This window comes from Burkholderia sp. AU31652 (assembly GCF_002223155.1).
Taxonomy (GTDB): domain Bacteria; phylum Pseudomonadota; class Gammaproteobacteria; order Burkholderiales; family Burkholderiaceae; genus Burkholderia.
In genome coordinates this window covers 226,380-243,154 of the sequence record NZ_NKFG01000003.1, presented here as the reverse complement: position 1 = coordinate 243,154, position 16,775 = coordinate 226,380, and the positions used below count along the sequence as shown (strand labels likewise).

Here is a 16,775-nt window from a genome sequence, read left to right as displayed (position 1 = left end):
GCGTGCCCGGCGTACGGCGCGCGTATTTTCAACCGACCCGCATTGTGACTGTTGTGTCTCGTCAACTGACGCTCGATCTCGGCACGCCGCCGCCCGCCACGTTCGACAACTTCATCATGAACGAGGAGAACGACGAGCTCATCTCGCGCCTGCAGAAGCTCGACCTCGCGCTCGCGGCGGGCCCCGTGCCGGACCGGTCGTTCTACATCTGGGGCGAGCCCGGCTGCGGCCGCACCCATCTGCTGCAGGCGCTCGTGAGCGACGCGTCGTACGGCTATGCGCGCTACCTGACGCCGCAGAGCCCGCTCGGCGCGTTCACGTTCGACCCGCGCATCGGCATCTACGCGATCGACGACTGCGACCGGATGAGCGACACGCAGCAGGTCGCGCTGTTCAACCTGTTCAACGAAGTGCGCGCGCACCCGTCGAGCGCGTTCGTCGCGGCGGGCCCCGCGGCACCGCTCGCGCTCGACGTGCGCGAGGATCTCCGCACGCGCCTCGGCTGGGGGCTCGTGTTCCACCTGTCGCCGCCGTCCGACGCCGGCAAGATCGCCGTGCTCAAGCTCGCGGCGAAGGAGCGCGGAATCGCGCTCACCGACGACATCGCCGCCTACCTGCTGACCCATTTCCGCCGCGACATGCCGAGCCTGATGGCGCTGCTCGACGCGCTCGACCGCTTCTCGCTCGAGCAGAAACGCGCCGTCACGCTGCCGTTGCTGCGCCGCATGCTGGCGCGTCCCGGCGACGACATCACACCACCGGGCACGGGCCCGAACCGCTTCGAGTAAAATGCGCTTCCATGACTAATCTGGCACTCTTTGACCTCGATCACACGCTGATCCCGACCGATAGCGACCACGAATGGGGCCGCTTCATGGTGAAGCTCGGCATCGTCGACGCGGAAAGCTTCTCGCGTCAGAACGATCAGTTCTTCGCCGACTACAAGGCCGGCAAGCTCGACATCCACGCGTACCTCACGGCGATGATCACGCCGCTCGCGAAATATTCGCGCGCGCAGCTGGCCGAATGGCACGATCAGTACATGCACGAGGTGATCCGGCCCGCCATGACACCCGCCGCGCTCGAGCTCGTGCGCAAGCACCTCGATGCGGGCGACCTGTGCTGCGTCGTGACGGCGACCAACGAATTCATCACGCGCCCGATCGCGTCCGCGTTCGGCGTCGACACGCTGATCGCCTGCGAGGTCGAAACGACCGACGGGCATCCCGATTCGCCGTACACGGGCCGGCCGACCGGCACGCCGAGCTATCGCGAAGGCAAGATCGTGCGGACCGAAGCGTGGCTCGCGTCGCTCGGCAAGCAATGGAGCGACTTCCCGCACACCTATTTCTACAGCGACTCGCACAACGACATCCCGTTGCTCGAGAAAGTCACCGACCCGATCGCGACCAACCCTGACGACACGCTGCGTGCGCATGCAAGCAACCGCGGCTGGCGCATCCTCGATCTCTTCTGAACGTCGTGATCAAAAAATTCATCCGCAAGCTGCTCGGCCAGGACGAAACCGAGCAAACGTCTCCCGCAACGGCCCCGGCCGACGAAGCGGCCCCGGCTACCCCGCGCGCCCCGAAGGGCGCCCGCGGTGGCGGCGCGAAGAAACCGCGCAGCAACCATGAACCGACCGTCGTGCCGGCCAGCGTGCACGGCATCAACCCGGCGCTGATCTCGAAGAATGCCGTGCGCGTGACCGACACGCTGCAGCAGGCGGGCTTCCGTGCCTTCATCGTCGGCGGTGCGGTACGCGACCTGCTGCTCGGCATCGCGCCGAAGGACTTCGACGTCGCGACCGACGCCACGCCGACCGAGGTGCAGCGCCTGTTCCGCCGCGCACGCCTGATCGGCCGCCGCTTCCAGATCGTGCACGTGCAGTTCGGCCAGGAGCTGATCGAGGTCTCGACGTTCCGCGCGCTGGTCGATGCGCCGCCCGAGGCGGCCGCTGCCGAGCCGCCGAAGCGCCTGAAGCGCGACGAACTCGATCGCCGCACGCACGCGGTGGACGCGAGCGGCCGCGTGCTGCGCGACAACGTGTGGGGCGAGCAGCACGAAGACGCCGCGCGCCGCGACTTCACGATCAACGCGATGTACTACGACCCGTCGACGCAGACGGTGCTCGACTACCACGACGGGATGGCCGACGTGCGCGCCCGCCTGTTGCGGATGATCGGCGATCCGGCCACGCGCTTCCGCGAGGATCCGGTGCGGATGCTGCGCGTCGTGCGCTTTGCAGCCAAGCTCGGTTTCGAGATCGAGCCGCATACGCGCGAACCGATCAACGCGCTCGCCGACCTGATCAACAACGTGCCGGCCGCGCGCCTGTTCGACGAAATGCTGAAGCTGCTGCTGTCGGGCCACGCGCTCGCGTGCCTGCAGCGGCTGCGCAAGGAGGGCCTGCACCACGGGCTGCTGCCGCTGCTCGACGTCGTGCTCGAACAGCCGCAGGGCGAGAAGTTCATCACGCTCGCGCTGAACAACACCGATGCACGCGTGCGCGCCGGCAAGCCGGTCTCGCCGGGCTTCCTGTTCGCGACGCTGCTGTGGCACGACATGCGCCAGCGCTTCGAGCAATACACGGCCGAAGGCGAAATCCCGGTGCCGGCGCTCCATCGCGCGATGGACGACGTGCTCGACATGCAGACCGAGAAACTCGCGATCCACAAGCGTTACTCGGCCGACATGCGCGAGATCTGGGGCCTGCAGCTGCGTCTCGAGAAACGCTCGGGCCGCAGCGCGATGCGGCTGCTGGAACACCAAAGGTTTAGAGCGGGGTATGATTTCCTCCTGTTACGCTGCGAATCCGGCGAGCTCGATATGGAAGTCGGACAGTGGTGGACGGATTTCATCGAAGGCGACGCGGCCGCTCGCGAGGCATTGCTCACGCAGGGCGGCACGAAGGAAAAATCGCCCCGCAAGCGGCGCCGCCGCGGCGGCGTGCGAAACCGCAAGCCGGGTGAAGGTGCCGCCGAGCCGGCACCGGACGCCTCGGGCGGTTCCGACGACTGACGCGCTCGCCGGCGAACGACGTAGGAAGTGATGCCATGACGGTTGCATATATCGGACTGGGGGCGAATCTCGGCGATGCGCGCCAGACCCTGAAGGACGCGGTGGTGTGCCTTGCGCAGCAGCGCACCATCTCGATCCTCGGCAAATCGAGCCTGTATCGCACGGCGCCCTTCGAAGCGGGCGGCGACGACTACTACAACTGCGTCGTCAAGCTCGACACGACGCTGTCGGCCCGCGAGCTGCTCGCGCTGTGCCAGAAGATCGAACATCACTTCGGCCGCGAGCGCCCGTATCGCAATGCGCCGCGCACGCTCGATCTCGATATCCTGCTGTTCGGCGACGATTCGATCGACGAGCCCGACCTGATCGTCCCGCATCCGCGCCTCACCGACCGTGCGTTCGCGCTCGTGCCGCTCGTCGAGATCGAGCCGGCACTCGACATCCCCGCGCGCGGCCGGGCCGACACCTTCCTCGCCGCCGTCGCGGACCAGCGCGTCGAGAAGGTGCAGACCTGCCAGTGCCTGATGCAGAAGGCGCTCGCTGCCAGCGAAGACGCCGACAAGAACCGCTGCCGATGACCCCGACTCCCCTCACCGTCACCGCGCCCGACCTGCGCGCCCCGCACCGCTATCTCGTGATCGAAGGCCCGATCGGCGTCGGCAAGACGACGCTCGCGCGCCTGCTCGGCGAACGCTGGTCGATGCAGACGCTGCTCGAGCGCCCGCAGGACAACCCGTTCCTCGAACGCTTCTATCGCGATACCGCGCGCTACGCGCTGCCCGTGCAGCTGTCGTTCGCGCTGCAGCGCGCGCAGCAGGCGCGCGAGCTGATCAGTGCGCTCGAAACGGGCCGCCCGGTCATCGCCGATTTCATGCCGCAGAAGAACGACATCTTCGCGCGGCTGAACCTGCCGGAAGACGAGTGGCAGCTCTACCGCTCGGTCGCGACGCACGTGGACGTGCCGCAGGCGCCGTCGCCCGATCTCGTCGTCTACCTGCAGGCGAGCCCCGAAGTGCTGTTCTCGCGCATCCAGAAGCGCGGGCTGCCGATGGAGCTGCAGATCAGCGATGCGTACCTGCGCTCGCTCGTCGACGCGTACAACGAATTCTTCTACCACTACGACCGCACGCCAGTGCTGACGGTCGCCGCGGAACACCTGAATCCGCTGGATTCCCCCGAAGATCTCGCCCTGCTGGTCGAGCGCATCGAGACGATGCGCGGCCGCAAGGAATTCTTCGTCAAGGGCGAGACGACGCGCTGACGCGTCCTCGCCTGTCGTTCCTCACCTATTCGAACCGGATTTCCCATGACCTATCTCCAGGAATCGAGCCGGCCTGCCGTCACGGTGCCCAAGCTGCAGGCAATGCGCGACGCCGGCGAGAAGATCGCGATGCTCACCTGCTACGACGCGAGCTTTGCCGCACTGCTCGACCGTTCGGGCGTCGACGTGCTGCTGATCGGCGATTCGCTCGGCAACGTGCTGCAGGGCCACACGACCACGCTGCCCGTGTCGCTCGACGACATCGCGTATCACACCGCCTGCGTCGCCCGCGCGCAGCCGCGCGCGCTGATCATGGCCGACCTGCCGTTCGGCACGTACGGCACGCCGGCCGAGGCATTCGCAAGCAGCGTCAAGCTGATGCGCGCTGGTGCGCAGATGGTCAAGCTCGAAGGCGGCGAATGGCTCGCCGAGACGGTCCGCTTCCTCGTCGAGCGCGCGGTGCCCGTGTGTGCGCACGTGGGCCTCACGCCGCAGTCGGTGCACGCGTTCGGCGGCTTCAAGGTGCAAGGCAAGACCGAAGCCGGCGCCGCGCAACTGCTGCGCGACGCGCGTGCGGTCGAAGCGGCCGGGGCGCAGGTCGTCCTGCTCGAAGCCGTGCCGACGCTGATCGGGTCCGAGGTCACGCAGATGCTGCGCGTGCCGACGATCGGCATCGGTGCAGGCGCCGACTGCTCGGGCCAGGTGCTCGTGCTGCACGACATGCTCGGCGTGTTCCCCGGCAAGCGGCCGCGCTTCGTGAAGGATTTCATGCAGGGCGAGCCGAACATCCAGGCGGCCGTCGAAGCGTACGTGCGCGCGGTGAAGGATGGTTCGTTCCCGGGCCCGGAACACTCGTTCTGATCGGGCCGGCAGCGCCGGGGCGCTGCCGACGACCGCATAACACACTCGCTGACGCGGCCAGCAATACGGTATGCCGTTTCTCGTACAGCATCGCCGGACAACGCGTACTTTCTAACTCGTCCTATTTCCGCTCATCTTCGCCGCTGCGACCATCAAACCTTCGTCAACCGAAGGAGTGGTAAAAGATGGCTCATGTGTATGAGAAGGCGGCCGAACTCGTCGGGCAAAAGCTGGCGGGCGACGGCGAATGCGTCGCGCTGGTCAAAATTTATACTTCCGTCGGCCCCACCGCCATCTGGCGCCCGGAAAAAAAGCAAGCGGCGACTGGAGTATTCGCGCCGGAACCGTGATTGCAACTTTCGAGAATGATCGCTACCCAAGCCGATCGCATGGCAATCATGCGGCGTTCTATCTGGGCCAGGATGTGCGCGGTATCCACGTCGTTGAACAATGGCGCTCACTCAAGGCAATTCAGAGGAGATGCATTCCGTTCAAAGGCAAAGACAAAAATGGCCGTTACATCGACCCGAGCAATAACGCCGATGCATTTTCTGTCGTGAAATGATGATGCTCATCCGCCAAAATCCGTATCGATTGCTCGCCGTCGCTGCGCTCGCATACGTTTCGCTCGTCGCATCACCCGCGTCCGCCGCGACAACGGATTGTCCTACGCGACTCGCCGTTACCCAGCAGCTCGACGGTCAACCGCCCGATGGTTGGAAAAGCTTCGACACGCAAAGCTCCTATCCGCTTGCCAGCGTCACCTTCTGGTCAGGGCCGCCGGATCGGATGGCGTCGTTGTTGCCGAACCGCTCGCGCTCCGAGTCCAAAGGCGACATTTATATCTGGTCGCTCGCCGAAAGCCGTGAAGACTACTGGATTTCGTGCGACTACGGCAATACGAGCGTTGTAATCGCACGGCCACTGGGCAAGCAGGCACAGACTTGCGTCGCGCGCTACAGACGTGGGCACGCCATCGTACAAAGCTGGCAATGTACACCGCAGAAGTAATCTGCGTTCAGGCCGATGTGCAGCCGTGAATCAGCCGCGCCGCCACCGGCCCGCGCAGCGCATTGCAAATCATCAACTCATCCGCGTTCAGCACATCGTCGAGCGTCAGCGCACGCTCTTTTGCGCCGAGTACCGGATCGTCGAGCAGCACGCCGCGCATCACGCCCGGCAGCACGCCGGACTCGAGCGGCGGCGTCACCCACTGGCCATCGAGCTTCACGAACAGGTTCGAGCGCCCGCCTTCCGTCACCTCGCCGCGCTCGTTGACGAACAGCATGTCGAAGCCGCCGAGCGCCTCCGCCGCCTGCCACGCGCGATCGTATTCGGCGCGGCGTGTGGTCTTGTGCAGCAGCAGCGCATCGCCCGCACGGGTCGGCGCGAAGCCGTGCGCGGGCGCCAGCAGCACGCCGACCGGCCCCACCGGCTGCGGCTTGAGCGGCGCCGTGATGATCTCGATCGTGCCGTCCTTCGCGAGCGCGAGCTTCATCCGGTAAGCGCCGTCGCCGTCGAACGCCGCGCAGCGCGCATCGATCTCGCGACACAATGCGTCGGCGTCGAAGCGGAAGCCGAATGCATCCGCGCTACGCTGCAGCCGCGCGAGATGGCGATCGAGATGCCGGATGCCGTCCGCACGCGTGGCGGCCGTCGTTTCGAACAGCTGGAAGCCGGGATCGGCGTCCGTCATGAATCGCGCTTTCAATTCGCACTCCGCATATTCGTCGGCCGCGACGCTGTCGAGCACGATGCCCGCGCCGACGCCCATCGTGCCGCAGCGCCGGCCGGCTGCGGCAGTGACCGTGCCGTCCGCGTCGTTGCCAACGCCGGCCGCATCGAGCGTCAGCGTCCGGATCGCCACCGACAGGCAGAAATCGCCGCAGCCGGCCGTGCCGCCGTGCGACGCATCGCCCGCGACTTCATTCGGCGCATCGAGCCAGCCGATCGCGCCCGTATAGAGCCCGCGCGGCGTCGACTCGATCGCGTCGATCAGTTCCATCGTCTTGTGCTTCGGCGCGCCCGTGATCGATCCGCACGGAAACAGCGCACGCAGCATCTGCGCGAACGTCGTCCCGTCGCGCCAGCCGGCCTCGACCGTCGACGTCATCTGCCACACCGACGCATACGGCTCGACGGAGAACAGCGCCGGCACGCGGACCGTGCCGGTGCGCGCGATCCGCGACACGTCGTTGCGCAGCAGGTCGACGATCATCACGTTTTCCGCGCGGTTCTTCGGATCGTTCGCGAGGAACGTGGCCGCCGCCGCATCGTCGCGAGGGTCGGCCGAACGCGGTGCCGTGCCCTTCATCGGCCGCGCGCGCAGCACGTCGCCGTGCTTCTCGACGAACAGCTCGGGCGAGCACGACACGACCCACGGTCCGTCGGGCAACGCGATCAGCGCGCCGTAGCGCACGGGCTGGCGCGCGCGCAGCCGCCGGTACAGCGCGAGCGGCGTGCCGAACACGTCGAAGTTCAGCCGGTACGTGTAGTTGACCTGATACGAATCGCCCGCGCGCAGCGCGTCGTGCACCGCGGCGATCGCTGCATCGAACGCATCGCGCGACACGCTCTTTTCGACATGCGCGACGCCCGCGATCGACGGCGCGCCGCCGCCATCCTGCTGCGCGAGCCACGCGTCGACTTCGTCGCGCGACAGGCGCTCGCAGCGCGCAAACAGCAAAAAGCGCAGCGGGGCATGGCCCGGCTGCGCTCGTTGCAAATCTCGTCCGAATTCGTAATCGCCGACGACGACCGCATGCAGCCCGTCGCGCAGATCCTGCGCCACCGCCGCGTCGACCTCGTCGAGCCGAGCCGGATCCGTGCACACGCGTTCGCGCACGAACCCCGAATACAAACGACTCGACCGCGCGAACGCGGTCGAGTCGCAATCGTCCAAGAGCGCGAACGACGCGCTCTCGTTGCCTTCAGTCATGCTGTTACTCGAGTTACTCGAAGAAGCTCTTCACACGGTCGAACCAGCTCTTGCTCTGCGGGCTGTGACGCGCGCCGCCCTCGGCCAGCGATTTCTCGAACTGCTTGAGCAGGTCGCGCTGGTTGTCGGTCAGCTTCACCGGCGTCTCGACCTGCACGTGGACGTACAGATCGCCCGCGATGCTCGAACGCAGCCCCTTGATGCCCTTGCCGCGCAGGCGGAACGTCTTGCCCGACTGCGTGCCTTCCGGCACCGGGAACGACGCACGGCCGGCCAGCGTCGGCACCTCGATCTCGCCGCCGAGCGCGGCGGTCGTGAACGGGATCGGCATCTGGCAGTGGAGATCGTCGCCGTCGCGCTCGAACACCGAATGCGGCTTGATGTGGATCTCGACGTACAGGTCGCCCGGCGGCCCGCCGTTGATGCCCGGCTCGCCGTTGCCGGCCGAGCGGATCCGCATCCCGTCGTCGATCCCGGCCGGGATCTTCACTTCGAGCGTCTTGGTTTCCTTCACCTTGCCCGACCCGTGGCAATGCACGCACGGCTCGGGGATGTAGGTGCCCGTGCCGTGGCACTTCGGGCAGGTCTGCTGGATGCTGAAGAAGCCCTGCGACATGCGCACCGTGCCCTGGCCGTGACAGGTCGGGCAGGTTTCCGGCTTCGTGCCGGGCTTCGCACCCGACCCGTGGCAGACCTCGCACGACACCCAGCTCGGCACGCGGATCTGCGTGTCGTAGCCGTGTGCGGCCTGCTCGAGCGTGATTTCCATGCTGTAGCGCAGGTCGGCGCCGCGATACACCTGCGGGCCGCCACGGCCGCCGCGCGCGGCGCCGCCCGCCGCCTGGCCAAAGATGTCGCCGAAGATGTCGCCGAACGCGTCCGCGAAGCCGCCGAAGCCCTGTGCGCCCGCACCGCCCATGTTCGGATCGACGCCCGCGTGGCCGTACTGGTCGTACGCTGCCCGCTTCTGGCCGTCCGACAGCATTTCATAGGCTTCCTTCACCTCCTTGAAATGCTCTTCCGCATCCTTGCTGTCCGGATTGCGGTCAGGGTGATACTTCATCGCAAGCTTGCGATACGCCTTCTTGATTTCGTCGTCGCTCGCATTCTTCGCGACGCCCAGAACCTCGTAGTAATCCCGTTTCGCCATATCGATTCACTGTGCCGCCACGCATCGCGCACGCGGTGGCTCCTTTCGCCTGCAGTAAAGTCTCTCGACTCGTCTGGCGCTGCGCCCGCCGCGGACGGCGCGTGCAGCACCCGCCAAAAAACAAATGTGCCCGGAGGGCCGCGAAGCCCGCCAGGCGTGGAGTCGATCCGGCCATCCGGAAGGAAAGACAGACCGCTTGTCAGCCAACCCGTCAGCCGCACGCCGCGCGCGGGTGGCGCGCGGCGTGCGGCACCGGGGCAACCCGGCTTAGTCCTTCTTCACTTCCTTGAACTCGGCGTCGACGACATCGTCGGCAGCCTGTTGCGCACCGCCCGCGTGGGCCGCGCCTTCCGCTGCGCCCGCTGCACCGGCCGCACCTGCTTGCTGGGCCTGCATGTCGGCGTACATCTTTTCGCCGAGCTTCTGCGACACCTTGCCGAGCTCCTCGACCTTCGCGTCGATCGCAGCCTTGTCGGCCGACGAGTCCTTCAGCACTTCCTCGAGCGACTTCAGCGACGCTTCGATGGCTTCCTTCTCGCCCGCGTCCAGCTTGTCGCCGTACTCGGTCAGCGCCTTCTTCGTGCTGTGGACCAGCGCGTCGCCCTGGTTGCGCGAATCAGCCAGCTCGCGCAGCTTGTGATCTTCCGCTGCGTTCGCTTCCGCGTCCTTGATCATCTGGTCGATTTCAGCCTCGGACAGACCCGAATTCGCCTTGATCGTGATCTTGTTTTCCTTGCCGGTCGCCTTGTCCTTCGCGCCGACGTGCAGGATGCCGTTCGCGTCGATGTCGAAGGTCACCTCGATCTGCGGCACGCCGCGCGGTGCCGGCGGGATGCCTTCGAGGTTGAACTCGCCGAGCAGCTTGTTGCCGGCTGCCATTTCGCGTTCGCCCTGGAACACCTTGATCGTCACGGCGCCCTGGTTGTCGTCCGCCGTCGAGTACACCTGGGCGTGCTTCGTCGGGATCGTCGTGTTCTTGCTGATCATCTTCGTCATCACGCCGCCGAGCGTCTCGATGCCGAGCGACAGCGGGGTCACGTCGAGCAGCAGCACGTCCTTGCGGTCGCCCGACAGGACCTGGCCCTGGATCGCCGCGCCGACTGCGACGGCTTCGTCCGGGTTCACGTCACGGCGCGGATCCTTGCCGAAGAATTCCTTCACCTTCTCCAGCACCTTCGGCATGCGCGTCTGGCCGCCGACCAGGATCACGTCGTCGATGTCCGACACCTTGACGCCTGCGTCCTTGATCGCGATGCGGCACGGTTCGATCGTGCGCTCGACGAGGTCTTCCACCAGCGCTTCCAGCTTCGCGCGGGTGATCTTCAGGTTCAAGTGCTTCGGGCCCGACGCGTCAGCCGTGATGTACGGCAGGTTGATTTCGGTCTGCTGGCTCGACGACAGCTCGATCTTCGCCTTTTCAGCGGCTTCCTTCAGGCGCTGCAGCGCGAGCACGTCCTTCGACAGGTCGACGCCCTGCTCCTTCTTGAACTCGCCGATGATGTAATCGATGATGCGCTGGTCGAAGTCTTCACCGCCGAGGAACGTGTCGCCGTTGGTCGACAGCACTTCGAACTGCATTTCGCCGTCGACGTCCGCGATTTCGATGATCGACACGTCGAACGTACCGCCGCCGAGGTCATACACGGCGATCTTGCGGTCGCCCTTCTCGGCCTTGTCGAGGCCGAACGCGAGCGCAGCCGCGGTCGGCTCGTTGATGATCCGCTTGACTTCGAGGCCCGCGATGCGGCCGGCGTCCTTGGTTGCCTGGCGCTGGCTGTCGTTGAAGTACGCCGGCACCGTGATCACGGCTTCCGTGACCGGCTCGCCGAGGTAGTCTTCGGCCGTCTTCTTCATCTTGCGCAGCACTTCCGCCGACACTTGCGGCGGCGCGAGCTTCTCGCCGTGTGCCTCGACCCATGCATCGCCGTTGTCGGCCTTGATGATGGCGTACGGCATCAGGCCGATGTCCTTCTGGACTTCCTTCTCTTCGAAGCGGCGGCCGATCAGGCGCTTCACGGCGAACAGCGTGTTCTTCGGGTTGGTCACCGACTGGCGCTTGGCCGGCGCGCCGACCAGCACTTCGTTGTCGTCCATGTAGGCGATGATCGACGGCGTGGTGCGCGTGCCTTCCGAGTTCTCGATGACCTTGACCTGGTTGCCTTCCATGATGGCGACGCACGAGTTCGTGGTGCCGAGGTCAATACCGATGATCTTTCCCATTTTTTCCTAATCTCCAGAAATGCTTGTTTGCTGCGCAAAATCCCGCGCTTTGGGGCGGTTTCGCGCGCCAGAATTCAACTCTGTTCCCGAAATGCGTCCGTCCGGTTCGTTTTCAAGACCCGACGTGCGATGCGGATATTAAATTTTTTCAATCGCTGCCGGCTAGCGGATCGCCCCCGACGGATTGCCGCCCAGCGGATTGCCGCCCGCCGCGGCGATTTTCGCGCGTGCCGCCGACACCGCTGCCTGGAACTGCGCGAGGCCATGCCAGCCCGTCGCGCGGCCGAGCCGCTTGCCGCGGTGGAAGAAGAACCACGTCGGCACGCCGTGCAGCCCGAAGCGGCGCCCCAGCTGGTGGTGTTCGTACACGTTGCAATGGAACCACTTCAGGTCCAGCGCGCGGATCGCGTCGGGCTGGGCGAGCATCGCCTTCTTCGCGATCTCGCAGTTGAAGCAGTCGACGCCCCAGAAGAACACCACCGCGAGCGCATCGCCCGCGCCGTCGATCGCCGCGTCGAACGTGCCGGCGTCCAGCGCCTGCATGTCGAACGCGTCGAACGCGGCCGGATCGACGCCGGCTGGCAGCATCGCGACGGCCTTACTTCGGCTGCGCGACGGTGACGAGCGCCGGACGCAGCACGCGGTCGGCGATCATGTAGCCCTTTTGCAGCACGGTGACGACGGTGTTCGGCTCCTGGTCGGCCGGCACCATCGAAATGGCCTGGTGCTGGTGCGGATCGAACTTCTCGCCAACCGGGTTCAGCGCGACGACGCGGCCCTTCTCGAGCGCGCTCGTCAGCTGGCGCAGCGTCAGCTCGACGCCTTCGCGCACCTTCGCGATGTCGCCGGACGTATCGTTGACGGCCGCTTCCAGGCTGTCCAGCACGGGCAGCAGGTGCTCCGCAAAGCTCTCGATCGCGAACTTGTGCGCCTTCGAGACGTCGTCCTGCGCGCGGCGGCGGACGTTCTCGGTTTCGGCCTTCGCCCGCAGGAAGCTCTCCTGCAGCTCGGCGACCTTGGCTTGAGCCTCCGCGAGCGCCGCGTCGGCTGCTTCGGCGGCGGGAGCAGCGCCTTGCGCCGCCTGCTTCTCGCTGCCGATCTCTTCGGCCGATTGGGATGCCGGGTTCTCTTGCGTGTTTTCCATGTCGCTGAAAGTCGATTAGAGGTTGAAGCCAAATCGGCAACCGCCGGACCGTATATCCGGTGGCACCGCACATTGCTGGTGCAAATAAGGGTGAAAACGACGATTTCAAGAGGGTTATTCGCCGGCATTCTCCAATACCGCGAAACAACCGCGCGTCACGCCGGGGCATCGGCCGCATAGTCCGCCAGATCGGGCGAAACGGCCGGTAACAACGCTTACCTGGCAAGTACTAGCTTGGCACAGGCCCGCTGCACTACACTCCACTCAAGCGTCGGAAAAGCGTGTTTACCCCTAGCTGACTGACGCCTGACATCCACCTGGCGCCGTTTTCACCCTTCTTCTCGAGGGGAGTACCATGAAACTGACGTTTGCGATCTCGGTGGTCGCGCTGGTACTCATTGCCGGCACCACCACCATCTGCCTGTCGGGAGCCGTCACCGACCGCACGACCGAATACGGAAGCGCGCGGGCGACGTTCGACCAGATGTTCAGCTCCCACCAGAAAATCTGTCGATGATGCGCCGGTCGCGCTTCGTCGGCCGGCCGTGCAATTCGGCTGCCGGCTCGCGATACGTGCGGCGCCGCTCCAGTTCGGCGAGCCGCGCGGCCCGCCCCGCTTCCGTCTCCGCGTAAAGCGTCTGCGCGACGCTCGCCGGCCCGCGCACGTCGCACACGCCGAGCACGGCAATGTGCCAGACGATGCCGTCGATCGCAATCTCGACCTCGTCGCCCACCCGCACTTCCTTCGCCGGCTTGACCGCCGCGCCGCCAATCTTCACGTGCCCCTTGTCCACCGCATCGGTCGCGAGCGAGCGCGTCTTGAAGAACCGGGCCGCCCACAGCCATTTGTCGATGCGCAGCTTCGCGCCCGGTTCGGTCGAAATCTTGTAATTCATCGCGCTCAACTCACCGTTTCGGGCTGCGCGGCCTTGACCGGCCAGCCCTGCAGATTCTCGGCGACGATCTCGCCGAGCGCGCCGATCCACGCGGACGCGCCATTCAGGCACGGAATCCGATGGAACGCCTTGCCGCCGCCGGCGAGGAACTCGTCGCGCACTTCCATGCCGATCTCCTCGATGGTCTCCAGGCAGTCGGCCGTGAAACCGGGACAGAACACGTCGGCCCGCCGCACGCCGGCCTCGCCGAACTCGCGCAGCGTCGGCGCGGTGTAAGGCTGCAGCCATTCGGCCTTGCCGAAACGCGACTGGAACGTGACGCGGCATTCGGTCGTCGACAGCCCGAGCGCGGCCATCAGCAGCGCACCCGTCTGCTGGCACTGGTCGTGATAGGGATCGCCGAGGTCGAGCGTGCGCTTCGGCACGCCGTGAAAGCTCAGCACGAGCTTGTCGCCGGCCGCGAAATCGGGCCGGCCGTGCTGCGCCCAATACTGGCGCACCTGCTCGGCCAGCGCATGGATATAGGCCGGATGGTCGGCGTAGTGCCGTACCGTGCGCACCTCGGGCTGGTTGCGCATGCGCGCGAGCGCGTCGAAGGCGGCGTCGAACGCCGTGGCCGTGGTCGACGCCGAGTACTGCGGATACATCGGCATCAGCAGCACGCGCTCGACGCCCGCCCGCTTGAACTGCGCGAGCGCGTGCGAAATGCTCGGGCTGCCGTAGCGCATCGCGTAGTCGACCATCACGTGATAGCCGTTCGACGTGAGCAGGTGCCGCACGCTGTCGGTCTGGCGCTCGGTGTACACGCGCAGCGGCGAGCCCTCGGGCATCCAGACCGCCGCGTATTTCTTCGCGGACGCACGGCCGCGCAGCGGCAGGATCAACGTGCGCAGCAGCACCTGCCAGACGGCCTGCGGAATCTCGACGACCCGCGGATCCGACAGGAATTCGGCCAGGTAGCGCCGCACCGCGCGCGGTGTCGGGGCGTCGGGCGTGCCGAGATTGATCAGCAGCACACCGATGCGATGGGCAGCCGCGGTGCTCGAAGGCGGCTCAAGATCGAAACGCATGGGCAATTACGTGCTCGGGGCACGGGACCGGACGGCTCTCAATTATAGCGGGCCGCTCCGCGCCGGTCGGCTGGCCGTTCGGCCGACTGCCGGCACACGCGGTGCCGCGGCACGATGACGGGGCAGGATCGGGCCGGCGACGGCAGGCTACTGCTGGCTCAGCGTGAGCGACAGCAGGCGCGCGGTGATGTCGACGATCGGTATCACGCGGTTGTACGCCATGCGGGTCGGGCCGATCACGCCGAGCGTGCCGACGATCTGCCCGTTCACCTCGTAAGGCGCGGTAACGACGCTCATTTCCTCGATCGGCACGAGCGTCGATTCGCCGCCAATGAAGATCTGCACGCCCTGGGCGTGGCTCGACACGTCGAGCAGTTGCAGGAGGCCCGTCTTTTGGTCGAATACGTCGAACAGCTTGCGCAGTCGCGCCATGTCGGACGAGAGATCCGCCACTTCGAGCAGGTTGCGCTCGCCGGAAATCAGCACGGTGTCCTCGGTGTCAGGCACCTCGGTGCTGGCCGTCACGGCGGCGTGCATCAGCGCGGTCATGTCGCCGCGCAACTGGTCGATCTCGTCGCGCAGGCGGCGGCGCACCTCGTCGAACGACAGGCCGGCGAAATGCGCGTTGATGTAGTTGGACGCCTCCGTCAGTTGCGACGGCGAGTAATCGCGCGGCGTCGCGAGCATCCGGTTCTGCACGTCGCCTTCGGGCGTGACGATGATCAGCAGGATGCGCTTGTCCGACAGGCGCATGAACTCGATCTGCTTGAACACGTGGCTGCGGCGCGGCGTCAGCACTACGCCCGCGAACTGCGACAGGTTCGACAGCACGCTCGCGGCGGCCGCCACGACCCGCTGCTGCGGCTCGCCCGCCTGCAGCGTGTTCTGCACCTGCCGCGCGACGGCTTCGGCGTCGATCGGCGCCTCGACCGTCAGCATCGTGTCGACGAACAGCCGGTAGCCGCGCGGCGTCGGCACGCGGCCGGCCGACGTGTGCGGGCTCGACACGAGGCCGAGCTCCTCCAGGTCGGACATCACGTTGCGGATCGTTGCCGGGCTCAGCTCGAGCCCGGAGTAACGGGACAACGTGCGCGATCCGACTGGCTGACCGTCGGCGATATACCGTTCGATCAGGGTTTTCAGGAGGGTTCGTGCGCGAGGATCTAGCATGGTGGAAAATTTTAGCGCAACCGCGCGACCGCGGCGAGTGGCGTCGGCTACCGTTGCGCGGGCCGGCCCGATCCGGCCCCGACCGCGCACAGCCGGTTCTTTTCGTCAACGAGCTATGGTGTAATGCCGGCATGAAAACCGGTAATCAGTTCAACACTGTCGCGCTCGTCGGCCGGAGCAACACGCCGAACATCGCCGAGCCGCTCGCCACGCTGGCCGCCTGCGTCGCCAAGCGGGGCTTCGAGGTCGTCTTCGAAGCCGAGACCGCGCGCGAGATCGGCATCACCGGCTACCCGGCGCTGACCCCGGCCGAAATCGGGGCGCGTGCCGATGTGGCGGTCGTGCTGGGCGGCGACGGGACGATGCTCGGCATCGGCCGTCAGCTCGCGCCGTACAAGACACCGCTGATCGGGATCAACCACGGGCGGCTCGGCTTCATCACCGATATCGCGGCGGCCGACATGCAGGCGCTCGTCCCGGTGATCCTGTCGGGCAAGTTCGAACGCGAGGAGCGCGCGCTGCTCGAGGCCCGGATCATGCGCGACGGCGAACCGATCTACCACGCGCTCGCCTTCAACGACGTCGTCGTGAACCGCAGCGGCTTCTCCGGGATGGTCGAGCTGCGCGCATCGGTCGACGGCCGGTACATGTACAACCAGCGCTCGGACGGCCTGATCGTCGCCACGCCGACCGGCTCGACCGCTTACGCGCTGTCGTCGGCCGGCCCGATCCTCCATCCGCAGCTGGCGGGCATCGTGCTCGTGCCGATCGCGCCGCACGCGCTGTCGAACCGGCCGATCGTGCTGCCCGACGATTCGAAAATCGCGATCCAGATCGTCGGCGGGCGCGACGTCAACGTGAACTTCGACATGCAGTCGTTCACCGCGCTCGAACTGAACGACACGATCGAGGTGCGCCGCTCGAAGCACACGGTGCCGTTCCTGCACCCGATCGGCTACAGCTACTACGCGACGCTGCGCAAGAAGCTGCACTGGAACGAACACGCCTCGAACGAAGACGACAAGGCGTCCTGACGCCGCTCTG

General features: G+C 66.3%; 17 protein-coding genes and 1 pseudogene. 10 read left to right on the top strand and 8 right to left on the bottom strand.

What is annotated here, in order from left to right:
• Positions 1-53: 53 nt before the first annotated feature.
• The 8 genes and pseudogenes from hda to CFB40_RS37745 all read left to right on the top strand — a co-directional run bounded on the left by hda (position 54) and on the right by CFB40_RS37745 (position 6,154).
• Positions 54-788, top strand: a complete 735-nt coding sequence (gene hda, locus CFB40_RS03735) for a DnaA regulatory inactivator Hda (RefSeq protein ID WP_006484992.1) — start codon at positions 54-56, stop codon at positions 786-788.
• Between the two features lie 11 nt (positions 789-799).
• Entirely contained in the window at positions 800-1,477 is a 678-nt protein-coding gene (locus CFB40_RS03730; RefSeq protein WP_089424564.1) for an HAD family hydrolase, read from the top strand.
• Positions 1,478-1,482: 5 nt separating this feature from the next.
• Positions 1,483-3,021, top strand: a complete 1,539-nt coding sequence (gene pcnB / locus CFB40_RS03725; protein ID WP_089424563.1) for a polynucleotide adenylyltransferase PcnB — start codon at positions 1,483-1,485, stop codon at positions 3,019-3,021.
• A 35-nt stretch (positions 3,022-3,056) separates the two neighbouring features.
• Positions 3,057-3,599 carry a 2-amino-4-hydroxy-6-hydroxymethyldihydropteridine diphosphokinase gene (gene folK, locus CFB40_RS03720; protein WP_089424562.1) on the top strand — a complete coding sequence of 181 codons (543 nt, stop codon included), beginning with the start codon at positions 3,057-3,059 and terminating at the stop codon, positions 3,597-3,599.
• Positions 3,596-4,282 (top strand): deoxynucleoside kinase, encoded by a 687-nt coding sequence (locus tag CFB40_RS03715; RefSeq protein ID WP_089430630.1) that lies wholly within the window; start codon positions 3,596-3,598, stop codon positions 4,280-4,282. Before folK ends, CFB40_RS03715 begins: the two co-directional genes overlap by 4 nt.
• Before the next feature lie 45 nt (positions 4,283-4,327).
• Entirely contained in the window at positions 4,328-5,143 is an 816-nt protein-coding gene (gene panB, locus CFB40_RS03710) for a 3-methyl-2-oxobutanoate hydroxymethyltransferase (RefSeq protein WP_089424560.1), read from the top strand.
• A 185-nt stretch (positions 5,144-5,328) separates the two neighbouring features.
• A pseudogene (locus CFB40_RS39470) lies at positions 5,329-5,708 on the top strand (BPSL0067 family protein).
• Positions 5,708-6,154 carry an STY0301 family protein gene (locus CFB40_RS37745; RefSeq protein WP_143329807.1) on the top strand — a complete coding sequence of 149 codons (447 nt, stop codon included), beginning with the start codon at positions 5,708-5,710 and terminating at the stop codon, positions 6,152-6,154. The pseudogene CFB40_RS39470 and the gene CFB40_RS37745 overlap by 1 nt, the downstream one beginning before the upstream one ends.
• Positions 6,155-6,161: 7 nt before the next feature.
• Here the strand turns inward: CFB40_RS37745 and CFB40_RS03700 are convergent, their stop codons facing one another.
• The 5 genes from CFB40_RS03700 to grpE all read right to left on the bottom strand — a co-directional run bounded on the left by CFB40_RS03700 (position 6,162) and on the right by grpE (position 12,595).
• Positions 6,162-8,081, bottom strand: a complete 1,920-nt coding sequence (locus CFB40_RS03700) for a chorismate-binding protein (protein ID WP_089430629.1) — start codon at positions 8,079-8,081, stop codon at positions 6,162-6,164.
• A 13-nt stretch (positions 8,082-8,094) separates the two neighbouring features.
• Positions 8,095-9,231, bottom strand: a complete 1,137-nt coding sequence (gene dnaJ / locus CFB40_RS03695; RefSeq protein WP_089430628.1) for a molecular chaperone DnaJ — start codon at positions 9,229-9,231, stop codon at positions 8,095-8,097.
• A 267-nt stretch (positions 9,232-9,498) separates the two neighbouring features.
• Positions 9,499-11,451 (bottom strand): molecular chaperone DnaK, encoded by a 1,953-nt coding sequence (gene dnaK / locus CFB40_RS03690; RefSeq protein ID WP_089424556.1) that lies wholly within the window; start codon positions 11,449-11,451, stop codon positions 9,499-9,501.
• A gap of 162 nt (positions 11,452-11,613) precedes the next feature.
• Complete coding sequence (locus CFB40_RS03685; RefSeq protein ID WP_089424555.1) at positions 11,614-12,039, bottom strand: thioredoxin family protein; 426 nt, start codon at positions 12,037-12,039, stop codon at positions 11,614-11,616.
• A 10-nt stretch (positions 12,040-12,049) separates the two neighbouring features.
• Positions 12,050-12,595 carry a nucleotide exchange factor GrpE gene (gene grpE, locus CFB40_RS03680; protein ID WP_089424554.1) on the bottom strand — a complete coding sequence of 182 codons (546 nt, stop codon included), beginning with the start codon at positions 12,593-12,595 and terminating at the stop codon, positions 12,050-12,052.
• Between the two features lie 355 nt (positions 12,596-12,950).
• Here grpE and CFB40_RS38535 point away from each other — a divergent pair, with 355 nt between their 5' ends.
• Complete coding sequence (locus tag CFB40_RS38535; RefSeq protein WP_006476841.1) at positions 12,951-13,112, top strand: hypothetical protein; 162 nt, start codon at positions 12,951-12,953, stop codon at positions 13,110-13,112.
• On the opposite strand, the gene CFB40_RS03670 is transcribed toward CFB40_RS38535, so the two are convergent.
• From CFB40_RS03670 to hrcA, 3 genes are all read right to left on the bottom strand, one after another.
• Complete coding sequence (locus CFB40_RS03670) at positions 13,084-13,491, bottom strand: RNA-binding S4 domain-containing protein (RefSeq protein ID WP_011351021.1); 408 nt, start codon at positions 13,489-13,491, stop codon at positions 13,084-13,086. The two genes, CFB40_RS38535 and CFB40_RS03670, sit on opposite strands and share 29 nt — an antisense overlap.
• 5 nt (positions 13,492-13,496) lie before the next feature.
• Positions 13,497-14,561 carry a ferrochelatase gene (hemH, locus tag CFB40_RS03665; protein WP_089430627.1) on the bottom strand — a complete coding sequence of 355 codons (1,065 nt, stop codon included), beginning with the start codon at positions 14,559-14,561 and terminating at the stop codon, positions 13,497-13,499.
• A 147-nt stretch (positions 14,562-14,708) separates the two neighbouring features.
• A complete protein-coding gene (hrcA, locus tag CFB40_RS03660) occupies positions 14,709-15,731 on the bottom strand; it encodes a heat-inducible transcriptional repressor HrcA (protein ID WP_031399637.1) in 1,023 nt (340 codons plus the stop codon).
• Between the two features lie 131 nt (positions 15,732-15,862).
• On the opposite strand from hrcA, the gene CFB40_RS03655 reads away from it, so the two are divergent.
• Positions 15,863-16,765: an NAD kinase gene (locus CFB40_RS03655; protein WP_089424551.1), complete on the top strand. Its 903-nt coding sequence runs from the start codon at positions 15,863-15,865 to the stop codon at positions 16,763-16,765.
• Positions 16,766-16,775 lie beyond the last annotated feature (10 nt).